The sequence below is a fragment of the Methylobacterium mesophilicum genome (assembly GCF_022179445.1).
Classification (GTDB): Bacteria; Pseudomonadota; Alphaproteobacteria; order Rhizobiales; family Beijerinckiaceae; genus Methylobacterium; species Methylobacterium mesophilicum.
In genome coordinates this window covers 22,196-35,667 of record NZ_BPQU01000006.1, presented here as the reverse complement: position 1 = coordinate 35,667, position 13,472 = coordinate 22,196, and the positions used below count along the sequence as shown (strand labels likewise).

General features: G+C 68.6%; 14 protein-coding genes. 6 read left to right on the top strand and 8 right to left on the bottom strand.

Going from position 1 to position 13,472, the window contains the following annotated elements; genetic code table 11:
* Positions 1-21 precede the first annotated feature (21 nt).
* From MFF40_RS08705 to MFF40_RS08685, 5 genes are read right to left on the bottom strand one after another with little or no spacing between them, the layout of a single operon-like run.
* Positions 22-390 carry a DUF6867 family protein gene (locus tag MFF40_RS08705; RefSeq protein WP_147854160.1) on the bottom strand — a complete coding sequence of 123 codons (369 nt, stop codon included), beginning with the start codon at positions 388-390 and terminating at the stop codon, positions 22-24.
* Between the two features lie 5 nt (positions 391-395).
* Positions 396-1,193: an ABC transporter ATP-binding protein gene (locus MFF40_RS08700; protein ID WP_147854151.1), complete on the bottom strand. Its 798-nt coding sequence runs from the start codon at positions 1,191-1,193 to the stop codon at positions 396-398.
* Complete coding sequence (locus MFF40_RS08695; protein ID WP_147854150.1) at positions 1,190-2,119, bottom strand: ABC transporter ATP-binding protein; 930 nt, start codon at positions 2,117-2,119, stop codon at positions 1,190-1,192. The genes MFF40_RS08700 and MFF40_RS08695 overlap by 4 nt, the downstream gene beginning before the upstream one ends.
* Positions 2,119-3,525 carry a high-affinity branched-chain amino acid ABC transporter permease LivM gene (gene livM / locus MFF40_RS08690; RefSeq protein ID WP_238260176.1) on the bottom strand — a complete coding sequence of 469 codons (1,407 nt, stop codon included), beginning with the start codon at positions 3,523-3,525 and terminating at the stop codon, positions 2,119-2,121. Before livM ends, MFF40_RS08695 begins: the two co-directional genes overlap by 1 nt.
* Positions 3,525-4,442: a branched-chain amino acid ABC transporter permease gene (locus MFF40_RS08685; RefSeq protein ID WP_147854148.1), complete on the bottom strand. Its 918-nt coding sequence runs from the start codon at positions 4,440-4,442 to the stop codon at positions 3,525-3,527. The genes livM and MFF40_RS08685 overlap by 1 nt, the downstream gene beginning before the upstream one ends.
* A 244-nt stretch (positions 4,443-4,686) precedes the next feature.
* Here MFF40_RS08685 and MFF40_RS08680 point away from each other — a divergent pair, with 244 nt between their 5' ends.
* The 5 genes from MFF40_RS08680 to MFF40_RS08660 all read left to right on the top strand — a co-directional run bounded on the left by MFF40_RS08680 (position 4,687) and on the right by MFF40_RS08660 (position 9,610).
* Positions 4,687-5,967, top strand: a complete 1,281-nt coding sequence (locus tag MFF40_RS08680; RefSeq protein ID WP_147854147.1) for a dicarboxylate/amino acid:cation symporter — start codon at positions 4,687-4,689, stop codon at positions 5,965-5,967.
* Positions 5,968-6,052: 85 nt separating this feature from the next.
* Positions 6,053-6,973, top strand: coding sequence for an amino acid ABC transporter substrate-binding protein (locus MFF40_RS08675; RefSeq protein WP_378994954.1), 921 nt, complete (start codon positions 6,053-6,055; stop codon positions 6,971-6,973).
* A 113-nt stretch (positions 6,974-7,086) separates the two neighbouring features.
* On the top strand, positions 7,087-7,773 hold the full coding sequence (locus MFF40_RS08670) for a DUF1007 family protein (protein WP_147854146.1): 687 nt from the start codon (positions 7,087-7,089) through the stop codon (positions 7,771-7,773).
* On the top strand, positions 7,764-8,756 hold the full coding sequence (locus tag MFF40_RS08665) for a nickel/cobalt transporter (RefSeq protein ID WP_147897860.1): 993 nt from the start codon (positions 7,764-7,766) through the stop codon (positions 8,754-8,756). The genes MFF40_RS08670 and MFF40_RS08665 overlap by 10 nt, the downstream gene beginning before the upstream one ends.
* A gap of 137 nt (positions 8,757-8,893) precedes the next feature.
* Positions 8,894-9,610, top strand: a complete 717-nt coding sequence (locus MFF40_RS08660) for a hypothetical protein (protein ID WP_147897859.1) — start codon at positions 8,894-8,896, stop codon at positions 9,608-9,610.
* On the opposite strand, the gene MFF40_RS08655 is transcribed toward MFF40_RS08660, so the two are convergent.
* Complete coding sequence (locus MFF40_RS08655; RefSeq protein ID WP_147854548.1) at positions 9,611-10,198, bottom strand: histidine phosphatase family protein; 588 nt, start codon at positions 10,196-10,198, stop codon at positions 9,611-9,613. It lies immediately after the preceding gene.
* A 37-nt stretch (positions 10,199-10,235) separates the two neighbouring features.
* Positions 10,236-10,631, bottom strand: coding sequence for a VOC family protein (locus MFF40_RS08650; protein ID WP_147854549.1), 396 nt, complete (start codon positions 10,629-10,631; stop codon positions 10,236-10,238).
* A gap of 410 nt (positions 10,632-11,041) precedes the next feature.
* Here MFF40_RS08650 and MFF40_RS08645 point away from each other — a divergent pair, with 410 nt between their 5' ends.
* On the top strand, positions 11,042-12,733 hold the full coding sequence (locus tag MFF40_RS08645; RefSeq protein WP_147897858.1) for a methyl-accepting chemotaxis protein: 1,692 nt from the start codon (positions 11,042-11,044) through the stop codon (positions 12,731-12,733).
* A 338-nt stretch (positions 12,734-13,071) separates the two neighbouring features.
* On the opposite strand, the gene MFF40_RS08640 is transcribed toward MFF40_RS08645, so the two are convergent.
* A complete protein-coding gene (locus MFF40_RS08640; protein ID WP_238260175.1) occupies positions 13,072-13,467 on the bottom strand; it encodes a hypothetical protein in 396 nt (131 codons plus the stop codon).
* Between the last annotated feature and the right edge of the window lie 5 nt (positions 13,468-13,472).

Genomic DNA, 13,472 nt, shown 5'->3' with positions numbered 1-13,472 from the left:
CCTGTGCGGATCCGGCCGAACTCACCGTCCCCCGTCCGCCACGGAGTCCCGTGTGCGCCACGTCAGCGGTGAGGTTCTTTCGTAGAGCCAGCGGTACTGGCTCGTCATCTGGCGCGTTCGCGTGAACCGGAAGCCGGCCGCACCGATGATCATGACGACGATCACGTCGATCGCGTAGTAATGGAGCGAGGCGAGCGTCCCCGAGAACAATGCGAAGTGGATGAAGCGCACGGCCGCCGCCACGAGGAGCAGCGCGAGCGCGCATTGCCAGAACGGCCGCCAGCCCCGGGCGACCGCGCGGGCGGCCATCCAGCCGGCCCAGCCGCCCATCACCACGGTGACGAGAAGGAACAGCCAGGCCGATTCCTCCTCGTACAGGATCCCCTGCAGCATGCTCATGCCCCGACCGGGCCGGTATGGCCCCCTTCCAGATAAGCGGCCTTGACGTTCGGATCGTCGAGCAGCGCCCGGCCCGTGCCACTCATCGTCACGCGGCCGTTGACCAGCACGTAGCCGCGATGGGCGAGCTTCAGGGCGTGATAGGCGTTCTGCTCGACCAGAAAGATCGTCATGCCGTCCGTGCGATTCAGCTCCTTGATGGCGTCGAAGATGCCCTTCACCACCAGCGGCGCCAAGCCGAGCGACGGCTCGTCCAGGAGCAGCAGGCGCGGACGGCTCATCAGCGCGCGGGCGATGGCCAGCATCTGCTGCTCGCCCCCCGACATCGTGCCGGCGCGCTGATGCAGGCGCTCCTTCACCCGCGGAAACAGGGTGCAGACCTTCTCGAGATCTTCCTGAAAGTAGCGCTCGCCGTGGAGCGAGGCGCCCATCTGGAGGTTCTCGAACACGCTCATCCGCGGGAAGACCCTGCGGCCCTCCGGTGATTGCGCGACGCCGAGCCGGGCGATCGCGTGTGTCGGCAGCCGGGTGATGTCGCGCCCGTCGTACGTGATCGTCCCGGTGCGCGCCTGGGGGCTGCCGAAGATCGTCATCATCAAGGTCGACTTGCCGGCGCCATTGGCGCCGATCAGCGTGACGATCTCGCCATCGGCGACGTCGATATCGACGCCCCGCAGGGCGGCGACGCTGCCGTAATAGGTGGAGACGTCGCGCACCGCGAGGAGCGGGGGTTTGCCCCCCGCCTGGATCGCCCGGGTCTCCTCGACCAGGACGTTGATGCCGGCCACGCTCATACCGAAGCCTCCGAGCGGCTCACGTCCGGCAGCGTCGGGTCCCCGTGCGGCACAGTGATGCCGACCTCGGCCTCCACGGCTTCCACCTCGTCGTCCTCGACACCCAGATAGGCGGCGATCACCTTCGGATCCGCCCGCACCTCGGCCGGGGTGCCGTCGGCGATTTTCTGACCGTAATCCAGCACGACCACGTGATCCGAGATCTCCATCACCACCGACATGTCGTGCTCGATCAGCAGCACGGAGGTATCGTGCGCGTCCCGGATGTGGCGCAGCAGCGCGTTGAGCTCGGCGGATTCGCGCGGGTTGAGGCCCGCGGCCGGCTCGTCGAGGCAGAGGAGAACCGGATCGGTGCACATCGCCCGGGCGATCTCCAGCCGGCGCTGGGCGCCGTACGGGAGGGCGCCGGCCGGGTCGTCGGCCCGCGCCATCAGGTCGATCCGGTCGAGCCAGGCCTTGGCCCGCTCGATCGCCTCTCCTTGCGCATCCCGGTAGCCCTTGAGGCCGAGTAGCCCGAACAGGGTGTAGCCGGAGGCGCGCATCAGCGGCTTGTGCTGGGCGACCAGAAGGTTCTCCAGCACCGTCATGCCCTGGAACAGACGGATGTTCTGGAAGGTCCGGGCCACCCGTGCGGTGCTGTTGACCGCATGGTTCGGAAGCCGCTCCAGCAGGTGCGTGGTGCCGTCGTCATGGGCGAGCCGGAGCATGCCCTCGGTCGGCTTGTAGAAGCCGGTGATGCAGTTGAACACCGTGGTCTTGCCGGCCCCGTTCGGGCCGATCAGGGCGGTGATGTCGCCGCGCCTGGCCTCGAAGGACAGGCCGGAGACGGCGGTGAGCCCGCCGAACCGCATGGTCAGGTGCTCGACGGCGAGCACCGGCGGGGCGGAGGCCTGCGCCTGCGCCCGGGGATCCGGATGAAGCGCCATCAGCCGTGCCCCTCGCTCACATGCGAACCCGAGACGGCGCGGCGCTCACCCAATGACACCGAAGGCAGGCGCACCGAGATCAGGCCCCGCGGGCGCCAGACCATCATCGCCACCATGGCGACGCCGAACAGAAGCAGGCGGTACTCGTTGGGATCGAAGCCCTCGCCGAACACGGCTTTGAGGAAGCCGAGGTTGCGCAGCATCTCGGGGCCGCCGACCATGGCGACCGCCGCGATGGCCACGCCGACCTGGCTGCCCATCCCGCCCAGCACCACGATCGCCAGGATGATCGCGCTCTCCAGGAAGTTGAAGCTCTCCGGGCTGATGAAGCCCTGGCGCACCGCGAAGAACGAGCCGGCGATGCCGCCGAACGCCGCCCCGAGCGCGAAGGCCGTGAGCTTGGTGGCCGTCGTGTCGATGCCGAGGGACCGGCACGCGATCTCGTCCTCGCGCAGAGCCTCCCAGGCCCGCCCGATCGGCAGCCTGCGCAGGCGCAGGGTGACGAAGTTGGTGAACAGGGCCAGCGCCAGGATGAGGTAGTAGAGGAACACCAGACGGTGCATCGAATCGTACGGTATGCCGAACCGGGCGGCGAAGCCGTCCTCGCCGGCGCTGAACGGGATCCCGAAGAAGGTCGCCCGCGGGATCGACGAGATGCCGGCCCCGCCCCCGGTCACGTCCGTCCAGTTGATCAGCACCAGGCGGATGATCTCGCCGAAGGCCAACGTCACGATCGCGAGGTAGTCGCCGCGCAGGCGCAGCACGGGGAAGCCGAGCAGCATCCCCCATAGGCCGGCGAACACGCCCGCCAGCGGCAGGCAGATCCAGAACGACAGGCCGAAGGTGGTCGACAGCAGCGCGTAGGAATAGGCCCCGACCGCGTAGAAGGCGACGTAGCCGAGGTCGAGCAGGCCAGCGAGGCCGACCACGATGTTGAGGCCCCAGCCGAGCATCACGTAGGTCAGGATCAGGATCCCGAGATCGATCCAGTAGCGCGCCGAGGACAGGCCGCCGGTGGCCGCCGCCGCGAGCGCCGGTAGCGTCAGGGCGATGCCGATGAACACGTACAGGCCGACCTTGGAGGTCTTCTGTCCGGCCGCGGGTTCACCCTGGACCGCCTCGGTGGCCTGGGCCGGGGAGGGGGTCAGGGCGCGGCGTGCGTCCCGGCGCAGGAGCACGAGGCGCTGGAGGATGCGGACGACGAAGATCGCCGCACACAGGGATGCCACGAGGCCCCAGCGCGGGGTCAGCAGCAGGTCGCTGCCCGGGCCGGGATCGGTCCGGTATGCGATGATCGGCACGCAGAGGCCGAAGGCGACCAGCGCGTAGAGCGCGGCGTCGCGCACGATGCCGGCCATCGCCGATTCCGAGATGGCGGCTTGGGTCGCAGGCTTGAAGTTCGCCATCAGACCTTCTCGACCTCCGGCCGGCCCAGGATGCCGGACGGCATGAAGATCAACACAATCGCCAGGATCGAGAACGCGGCGACGTCCTTGTACTCGATGGAGAAGTAGGCCGACCAGAAGGTCTCGATCAGCCCGATGATCAGGCCGCCGAGTACGGCGCCGGGGAGCGAGCCGATGCCGCCGAGCACCGCCGCGGTGAACGCCTTCACGCCGGGCACGAACCCGTCCGAGAAGGACACGACGCCGTAGTACATCAGGTAGAGGACCCCGGCGACGGCCGCGAGCGCGGCACCGAGCACGAAGGTCAGCGAGATCGTCCGGTCGACGTCAATACCCAGCAGGGCAGCCATCTTGCGGTCCTGCTCGCAGGCGCGCTGCGCCCGGCCGAACGGGGTCCGCTGTACGAGATACCAGAAGCCGGTCAGCAGCACGGCCGTGACCGCCATGATCAGGATCTGCTTGTAGGCCAGGAACACCGCGTAGCCGTCGCGCTCGAACAGCGTGATGCCGCCAGAGAGCATCGGCGGCGTCGGCTTGTTGCGCGCGCCCTGCACCACCTGGACGAAGTTCGACAGGAAGATCGAGACGCCGATCGCCGAGATCAGCGGCGCCAGCCGGAACGAGCCGCGCAGGGGCCGGTACGCGATCCGCTCGATCGCCCAGCCCCACAGGGCTGTGAGCACCATGGCGACCACGAGGACGACCAGGAACGCCAGGGCGATCGAACTAATCCCCAGCCAGGTCGTGAGAAGAAGGAAGGTGATCAGCGCGATGAAGCTGGACACCATAAACACATCGCCGTGGGCGAAGTTCACCATTCCAATGATACCGAACACCATCGTGTAACCGATCGCGATCAGACCGTATATCGAACCGAGCGTTAGCCCGTTTATCAGCTGCTGTACGAAGACGTCCATGTATTCTCGCGGGCGCAGGTTTTTGGTCCAGCCTGCAGAAACGGCAGGCAAGCCGGGAGAGCAAGTCTCGTACCGCAGCTGCGACCGGTCGGCCACAGGTTTCAACCCCGGGCGAACGTCCCGGGAAAACAGTCGGGCATGTCAGTAACAACCTACGAATTGGCTTGCGTATGGCTTAATCCATGCTTCACGTTGACGAAAGTCGATGCTGGTCCATCCCGGGCGGCGACGAGGAGCAGTACCGATGTCGGGTTCACGGCTCACGACGTTGATTTTTATCGGCATGCTGCTCGGGATCGCGGTGGGCTACGCCTGCAGCATCACCTGGCCGGATCCACAGACGGCCAAGGAAATCGCCGGCTACATCGCACTGGTGTCGGATATCTTCCTCCGCCTGATCAAGATGATCATCGCGCCGCTGGTGTTCTCGACACTGGTGGTCGGCATCGCCCATCTCGGGGATACCGCCGCGGTCGGCCGGGTCGGCGGCAAGGCGTTGCTCTGGTTCGTCGGCGCCTCGTTCTGCTCGCTGATGTTGGGCCTGATCCTGGTCAACCTGATGCAGCCGGGCCACAACCTGAACCTGCCGCTGCCGGATGTCGGCGCCGGCACCGGCCTCAAGGCGGCCTCGCTGTCGCTCAAGGAGTTCGTCACCCACCTGGTGCCCAAGAGCGCCGTGGAGGCGATGGCCAACAACGAGATTCTGCAGATCGTGGTGTTCTCGATCTTCTTCGGCGTGGCGCTCGCGGCGCTCGGCGAGAAGGGGCACTTCCTGGCCCAGGGCATCGAGGGCCTGGCCGACGTCATGCTCAAGGTGACGGGTTACGTGATGCTGTTCGCCCCCGTGGCGGTGTTCGCGGCGATCGCGGCCACGATCACCACGCAGGGGATCGGCGTCCTGGTGACCTACGGCAAGTTCCTGGTCGAGTTCTACGCCGGCCTCGCGGTGCTCTGGGCGCTGCTGATGGGCGTCGGCTTCCTGATGCTCGGCGGCGACGGCATCAGGCGGCTGTTCAACCTGATCAAGGAGCCGTTCGTGCTCGCCTTCTCGACCGCGTCGAGCGAGGCGGCCTACCCGAAGATGCTGACCAACCTCGAGCAGTTCGGCGTGCCCAACCGCATCACCTCGTTCGTGCTGCCGATGGGCTACTCGTTCAACCTCGACGGCTCGATGATGTACTGCACCTTCGCGGTGATGTTCATCGCCCAGGCCTACAACATCCCGCTTACCTGGGGTCAGCAGCTCACGATGCTGTTCCTGCTGATGGTGACCTCGAAGGGCATGGCCGGCGTGCCGCGCGCCTCGCTGGTGGTGATCTCGGCGACGCTGGCGCAGTTCAACATCCCCGAAGCCGGCCTGCTGCTGATCATCGGCATCGATCAGTTCCTGGATATGGGCCGCTCGGCGACCAACGTGCTCGGCAACAGCATCGCCACCGTCGCGGTGGCCAAGTGGGAGGGGCAGCTCACCAGCACCGACCAGCGCCTCGACCATGTCGGCCCGGTTCCCTCAGCCGCCGAATAGAGCATCGTCGCGAAAGCCGGCGGCCGGCTTTCGGAGCGTGGCGAAGCGGATCAACAGCCGAGCGCGGCTCCCCGGAGGACACGGCATGGCGGCGTTGCGGTTCGGCTCGGTCCTGGCGATGGTTCTCGTGCTGGCGGGCGTCCCGCGCCCCGCCGCATCCATCGAGGTGCTTACCGGCACCCTGAAGCGGGTGGCCGAGCGCGGCGAGATCGTCCTCGGCTATCGGGAGAGTTCGGTGCCGTTCTCCTTCGTGGAGGGCAAGCACCGGGACGGCAGCCCCCGGGCGATCGGCTACGCCATCGACCTGTGCGGCGAGATCGCCGACGACATCCAGGCGGCGATCGGACGGACGGTGACAGTCAGGTACGAGCCGGTGACCGCGGAGACGCGCATCCCGGCCCTGACCTCGGGCAAGATCGACCTCGAATGCGGCTCGACCACCGCCAACGCCGAGCGGCGCCGGAGCGTCGCCTTCTCGCCGGTCGACTACATCAGCGCGACGCAGCTGCTGGTGAAGAAGGGCACCGGCGTGGCCTCCTACCGGGATCTGGCCGGCAAGACCGTGGTGGTCACCGCCGGCACCACCAACGAGAAGGCGGTGCGCGACCTCCTGGCCAAGCTCAAGATCCAGGCGCAGATCGTGACGGCCCCCGACCATGCGGCGTCTTACGCCCTGGTGAAGGCCGGCCAGGCGGACGCCTTCGCCACCGACGACGTGCTGCTCTACGGCCTGATCGCCACCGACGGCCAGGACGGGGCGAGCTACACGGTCCTGCCCGACAAGCTCTCCTACGAGCCCTACGGCATCATGTTCCGCAAGGACGATCCCGAGTTCGCCGGGGTCGTGGCCCAAACCTTCACAAGGCTGGCCGAATCACGCGCGTTGCGCTGGACCTACGAGCGCTGGTTCCTGAAGCGCCTGCCCAACGGCGAGCGCCTCGACATCCCGATGTCGAACGACCTGCGGACGAGTTTTCAGCTGATGGGCCTGGACGCGCAGGAGTGATTTCTTCGGGAGATCGGCGCGCCGCGGCGCCTCGCTTTCGCCCAACCAGGGGATGAGGAAGGGGCCGCGTTTCTCGTGGTCTCCCCTCTTTGCAGCGAGCGTGCCGCCGCCCCATGCCGATCGCCGCGCCTTTCCCCAAGCCCGTCGCGAAGACCGTCGCCCTGCTCCTGGCCGTCGGCCTCGCCTGCGCCGCCACGCCCGCGTCGGCCCATCCCCATGTCTGGGTCACCGCGAAGGCGCAGCTCGTCTACCAGGACGGCAAGCTCGTGGGCGTGCGCGACACCTGGAGCTTCGATCCCGAATACACCGCCTTCGTCACCCAGGGGCTCGACGCCAACAAGGACGGCACGCTCGCGCCCGACGAATTGGCCGGGCTCGCGGCCGAGAACACCACGAACCTCGCCGAGTTCGGCTACTTCACGAAGCTGAAGGTCGGCGGCAAGGACCAGGCCTTCGCCGAACCGAAGGAGCCGGCGATGCGGCTGGAGGGCAAGGCGCTGGAGCTGAGCTTCCTGCTTCCGCTCAAGGCGCCGGTCCAGCAGGGCAGGGGCGTCGCCGCCCTGGAGGTCTACGACCCGACCTATTTCGTGGCCTTCTCGTTCGCGGAGGGCTCGGACGCGGCCACCCTCGCGGGCGCGCCGCAGGGCTGCGCCGCCACGGTCACCCGCCCGAAGACGGAGCAGCCCAAGACCGCCGAAGCCGGTTCGCCCGGCATGACCGAGGCCTTCTTCGAGGCGCTCACCGCTGCCTCGTCCTACGGGGTCCAGTTCGCCAGCCGGATCCTGGTCGCATGTCCGTAGGGATCGGCATCGCCGCGCAACCCCGGTTCGGACGGCTTGGGCTGCGGTTGGGGCTGATGGCCGGCGCCGTGGTGCTGGCCGCCCTCGTGGCCGCCGGGCTGGCTTGGCTCATCGCCCCCGGGATCGCCGCGCCGCCGGCGCGCTCGCCCTTCGGCATCGGTTTTCGCGAAGCGGCCCCGGCCGCCACCGGCCTCGGCGGCGTGATCCTGGCCCTCCAGGCGAGTTTTTCCCGCAGCCTCAACGCCGCCGTGATGGCGCTGAAGGGCGGCGGCGACTGGGCGCCGCTGATCGGCCTGGCCTTCGCGTATGGCATTTTCCACGCCGCAGGCCCCGGCCACGGCAAGGCGGTGATCGCCGGCTACATCCTGGCGGGCGAGCGGGCCCTGCGTCGGGGCTGCGCCCTGAGCGCCTGCGCGGCCCTGCTCCAGGCGCTGGTCGCAGGAGCGATCGTCGGGATCGGCACCGTGGTGCTGAACGCCACCGCGGCCGGGGTGACCCGGGCTGGAACCGTGATCGAGACCGCCAGCTTCGCCCTCGTCGCCGTGGTCGGGCTGGCGCTGACCTGGCGTAAGGCCGGCCGGCTCGTCCAACTCGGGACGCCCTGCGGACCCGGCTGCGCCCACCTGCCCGACGCCCGGACGCTCGACACCCTGGATAGCTGGCGCGCCCGCGCCGGCGTGGTCCTGGCGGCGGGCTCGCGGCCCTGCGCCGGAGCGGTGCTGATCCTGGTCTTCGCGGTCTCGCAGGGGGTGCCGGGGGCGGGGATCCTGGCGGTCCTGGCGATGGCGCTGGGCACCGCGCTGACCACCACCGCCCTGGCCTGCCTCGCGGTCTTCGCCAAGCGGGCGGCCTTGCGCCTCGCGGGCGGTCGCGGCCAGGCGGGTCTGCTGGCCGTCGGCGGCCTGGAACTCGTGGCCGCCGCCTTCGTGCTGGTGCTGGGCGTGGCGATGCTCTCCGGCCTCGCCCTGAACCTCGGCGGCTGAAGTCCGGATTCAAAAGGTCGAGACCTTTCGCGGGTCCAGGGCGGAGCCTTGGAATCCCGGGGCGCCGGACGCGAAATCGCGTCTCGCCAACGGGACTTGAGCATGTCACGCTGCCGTCTCGAGGCGGAGGAGCGCGGATGCACGCCGACTTCCAGACGATCCTGAACTGGCGCCTGCTGGCCGGATCGCACCCCTTCCCGGGTCCCGATGGCGGGACCTGCATCAACGAGGCGGCGATCGTGGCCGCCGGGCTGCCTTACAAGGCGATCCGCTCCAGCGCCGATTGCCCACCCTGCTTCTCGAGGCCGATCGCGGCCTACGCGCTGGGCCTCAACGACGCGATGCCGGACGACGCGCGCCCGCAATTGATCGCCTTCGTGCTGCGGCTCTCCGGCAGCGCCGACCGGCCGGACGTCGAGGCCGCCCGGACCCGGCGCCTCGCCCTGGACAGCATCCGGCAAATCCTGGCGCCGCTCTGCGCTCGGGCCGGCATGGCCGAGCATGCCGAGGCCTGTGCCGGGGCGCCGGACCTGAGCCTGGCCCTGGCGGCGGCACGGTCGGCCGAATGGCAGGGCGGCGCGCTGGCGCAGGAAGCCGCCCGCATGCGGCGCTGGCGGGACGGCGCGCTGCAATCCGCGGTCGCCCGCACGGCGACGGCGGCCCAGCGCGCCTCCGAGGATGCCCGCTGCGCCGCAGAAGTTGCCGAGGGTGCAGCTCCGTTCGTGCCGGACACCTGGGCCCGGGCCTGCACGATCCTCGACGCCGCCCTGGCGATCGGCCGGCAGGCGCCGGAGATCGACCTCGTCGGCGCCCGCGCGCGCCTCGATGCGGCCCGAGCCGGAATTCCGGCCTGATCAGGCCAGGACGGGCTCGGCGGCGAGGTCCAGTTCGATGGAGGCGCAGTTCTCCAGGAACGTGCCGGTAAGGTGATAGAAGAAGGTCCCGTGGCCCACCACCGCGATAGTCGTCTCGGGCCGCGCTTGCAGCCACTCCCGGAACCCGGCGACGCGGGCATCGAACAGGTGGCGCGGTTCCACCGGGTATCCGCCGACCTCGCAACCGGGCTCGGCATGCCACCACACCTCGGGTAGGTGCCCGACATCGAGATGCGGGAACTCGGCAGCGATCTCCGAGGCGGCCCGGCCGACGTCGCAACTGCTCTCCTGGCACTCCCGGTGCAACACCTCGACCAGCAGGCGAGGCCGGTTCGGGTGCTCCCCGAACAGGATCGCGGCGGTCTCGATCGCCCGGGTCAGCGGCGAGACCACCACCAGCTCGAACGGGATGTCCTTCAGACGCTCCCGCGCGTCTCGGGCCTGAGCCTGACCCCGCGGGGTCAGGCGGGCGTCGAGGAGGCCGGGATCGCCGCCCCCGTGCCGGTGGGCGGCGTTGAAGGTCGATTCGCCGTGGCGGATGCAGATGATGCGGGTGGTCTCGGGCATGTGGCTCGGATGTGTCGCGTGGGGGAGGGCGGGACGCTCAGGCGAAGCGGCCGCCGCGCTGGATGACCTCGATCTTGTAGCCGTCCGGGTCCGTGGCGAAGAAGAACCGGGCGAGCACGGTGTCGCCGTGCTTGAGGGTCTTCACGTCGGTGGCCGGAAGGCCCTCGCGGAGGTGGCGGGCGTGTTCGGCCTCAACGTCATCGACGACGACGGCGATATGGCCGTAGCCGTCGCCGAGGTCGTAGGGCGTGTCGCGGTCCTTGTTCACCGTAAGTTCCAGCTCGAACGGCGAGGCCGGATCGCGCAGGTAGACCAGGGTGAAATCGTCGAACTCGTAGCGGTCCGCAGCTTCGAAGCCGAAGGCACGGGCATAGTAGGCCCGCGCGCGCTCTTCGTCGCGAACGCGGATCATGGCGTGGACGGGCTTGGACATGCGGCAGCGTTTCCGGGATCGTCGAGGAATTGAGGACGCGCTCTATGTGGCGCCGCCCCGGCCAGGCGGAAAGGCCCGAGCCTCCGCCGCGACGCCGCGCGATCGCGGGACGGGCCCGGTGTCTCGCGCACAAATTGCTACTTGTTGACCCAACGTAAATCCTAGATTTCGAACGCCGAAATGGCGCGCACCTCGTCGAATGCGCAGATCTTTGATGTTGCCGCCTCGCCGGATGCGGTTCCGTAACTAGAAATTATGTTGGTCGTCACAGCGGATCCGACACGTGAGATCTAAAATTCCACGTGCCGCCTGGAAAAGATCAGATTTTAGGGCGCGCTTAATAGAATCATGATAAGGAGGCCAATGATCACGGCTTAAGCTAAGCCCCAGCCCGACGGACCCGAACAGACATGCTGCGCCTGTCGAACATCAAGATCATGCCCAAGCTGATCGCGGTGGTCGCGTTGATCGGCGTCATCGTGGGCGGCTGCGTCTGGTATGCCCAGTCGCGGATGAGCCAGATCGACGACGCCTACAGCACGTTCATCAGCAACGAGGCCGTCGCCGTCGCCGAGGGCCGGCGCCTCAACCGCTTCGTCTTCGAACTGAACTACTTCGTCTATCGGATCATCGCCGAAACCGATGCGGACCAGATTCGCGCCGCCAATGCCGGGTTCGAGGCCGCCGTGCCGAACCTGAAGGCGACGCTCAAGTCGCTGCGCGACCACGCGCCCAGCTACGCGGCGCGCATCGACGCGCTGACGACGCGAATCAACACGTTCCTGACCGACGTGACCGAGGTGCGCCGCCTGGGCACCAGCAACCAGAACGAACAGGCGATCGCCCTGGTCCATTCCGCGATCGATCCGACCTTCTCGACTCTGATGGTCGATGGCAACGCGCTGTCCAACGACATCAACGCCTTCATGCAGAAGGGCTCCGACGACCTGACGGCCCAGACCGAAGCCACACGCCTCAGCCTGATGATCGTCAGCGGCGTCGGGATGCTCGCCGGCGCGATCGCGGCCGCGTTCGTCGCGATGGTTGGCATCACCCGGCCGCTCGACCGCTTGGTCTCTGTCTTGCAGCGGATGGCGAAGGGCGAGATCGAAGCGGAGATCAGGGAGTCCGCCCGGAAGGACGAGATCGGCGCCGTCGGCAGGGCCGTGGAGGGCATCAAGGCGATGGTCGCCCGCAAGGCTGCCGAGGAAGCTGAGGTCCGGCGGGTCGCCGAGGAGGCCTCAGCGGCCGCGCGGAAGCAGACCATGCTGGAGCTAGCCGACGGGTTCGAGCGCGCCGTCGGCGGCATCGTCGGCCTGGTCTCGTCCTCGGCGACGGAGTTGCAGGCGACCGCCCAGTCGATGACGGCGAGTGCCACCGAGACCGCCAGCCAATCCACCACGGTGGCCGCCGCCGCCGAGGAAGCCGCCGCCAACGTCCAGACCGTGGCGGCTGCCGCCGAGGAACTGGGTTCGTCGGTCCAGGAGATCGGCCGGCAGGTGCTCGGATCGGCCGGGCTCGCCCAATCGGCGGTCGGCGAGGCGGACCAGACCCATCATCTCGTGCAGGCGCTCAGCCAGGCGGCGACCCGCATCGGCGACATGGTCGGCCTTATCTCGAACATCGCCGGGCAGACCAACCTGCTGGCCCTGAACGCCACCATCGAGGCCGCCCGCGCCGGCGAAGCCGGCCGCGGCTTCGCCGTGGTGGCCTCCGAGGTGAAGGAGCTGGCTGCGCAGACCGCCAAGGCCACCGAGGAGATCAGCCAGCAGATCGGCCAGATCCAGGGCGTGACCGGCCAGGCCGTCACGGCGATCGGAGGCATCACGGCGCGCATCCGGGAGATCGACTCGGTGGCGACCTCGATCGCCGCGGCCGTCGAGGAACAGGGCGCCGCGACACAGGAGATCGTCCGCAACGTCGCCCAGGCCGCCACCGGCACCAACGAGGTGACCAGCAATATCGCCGGCGTGGCCCAGGCCTCCGAGGATACCGGCGCTGCCGCAAGCCAGGTGCTCAACGCCGCTGGAGAGCTGTCGCGTCAATCCGAGCATCTGGGCGCCGAAGTGTCCCGCTTCCTCTCCACCGTGCGGGCGGCGTAACGCGCCCGTCCTCCCTCTGCGGGCTACCACGTGCAGAGATCGGCCCTCATTGGGCTGCAAGGCTCCCGATCCCGAACGGGAGCGGGGACTCGCGGCTCGTCCGCCGCTGTGTGAATCCACCGGGCTCAGCGGCGGGGCGGGAACGTGCTCGGGGCTGACCTTGGCCCCGATCCGGCAGCGATCAGTGAGCATCGTAGCCCGCACGGGTAGACGGCCGCGCCAGTCGTCGCTCTCCATGCAACGTCGAACGGGGCGAAGCCTGCCCGCGCCGAAGATCACTGGGCCGGGGCAGGCAGACTGACCGTTCGGGCCCTCCCGGCCCGGCCACGTCCGCTCCCTCAGACGCGCGCGGCGCCGTTCCCCGCGAACTCCCAGACCGGCACGCCAGCCTGCTGGTCGAACCTGTTTCCCGACCCCGAGCTGATGGTGAACCTGACCCGGTGCAGCTCGAGCCGATACACCGCTCGGCCGTCCACCATCAGCGCGCCGCACCGCTTGGTCCGACGTGTGCCGAAATGCGGGTCGACGCCGAACAGATCGGCCGTCGTCCAGCCGAGCCCGTGCGCCTCGTCGCCGAACCGTTCGATGAAGTCGAGCGCGCTGTGGCGCAACCGCGCCCAGCGCTCCACTGCCAGAAAGCGACAGGGTGAACTGCGCGCCGGCATCGCCTCGATCGAATCGCGCCACAGCACAACAGGGCTCGGAACGATAGCGATGTCGAGGGCTGTACACATATTAT

Excerpts from the sequence above, each read along its gene's own strand:
- MFF40_RS08700 (WP_147854151.1), bottom strand. The coding sequence starts at position 1,193 with ATGAGCGTGGCCGGCATCAACGTCCTGGTCGAGGAGACCCGGGCGATC.
- MFF40_RS08695 (WP_147854150.1), bottom strand. The coding sequence starts at position 2,119 with ATGGCGCTTCATCCGGATCCCCGGGCGCAGGCGCAGGCCTCCGCCCCG.
- livM (WP_238260176.1), bottom strand. The coding sequence starts at position 3,525 with ATGGCGAACTTCAAGCCTGCGACCCAAGCCGCCATCTCGGAATCGGCG.
- MFF40_RS08685 (WP_147854148.1), bottom strand. The coding sequence starts at position 4,442 with ATGGACGTCTTCGTACAGCAGCTGATAAACGGGCTAACGCTCGGTTCG.
- MFF40_RS08680 (WP_147854147.1), top strand. The coding sequence starts at position 4,687 with ATGTCGGGTTCACGGCTCACGACGTTGATTTTTATCGGCATGCTGCTC.
- MFF40_RS08675 (WP_378994954.1), top strand. The coding sequence starts at position 6,053 with ATGGCGGCGTTGCGGTTCGGCTCGGTCCTGGCGATGGTTCTCGTGCTG.
- MFF40_RS08670 (WP_147854146.1), top strand. The coding sequence starts at position 7,087 with ATGCCGATCGCCGCGCCTTTCCCCAAGCCCGTCGCGAAGACCGTCGCC.
- MFF40_RS08665 (WP_147897860.1), top strand. The coding sequence starts at position 7,764 with ATGTCCGTAGGGATCGGCATCGCCGCGCAACCCCGGTTCGGACGGCTT.
- MFF40_RS08660 (WP_147897859.1), top strand. The coding sequence starts at position 8,894 with ATGCACGCCGACTTCCAGACGATCCTGAACTGGCGCCTGCTGGCCGGA.
- MFF40_RS08655 (WP_147854548.1), bottom strand. The coding sequence starts at position 10,198 with ATGCCCGAGACCACCCGCATCATCTGCATCCGCCACGGCGAATCGACC.
- MFF40_RS08650 (WP_147854549.1), bottom strand. The coding sequence starts at position 10,631 with ATGTCCAAGCCCGTCCACGCCATGATCCGCGTTCGCGACGAAGAGCGC.
- MFF40_RS08645 (WP_147897858.1), top strand. The coding sequence starts at position 11,042 with ATGCTGCGCCTGTCGAACATCAAGATCATGCCCAAGCTGATCGCGGTG.
- MFF40_RS08640 (WP_238260175.1), bottom strand. The coding sequence starts at position 13,467 with ATGTGTACAGCCCTCGACATCGCTATCGTTCCGAGCCCTGTTGTGCTG.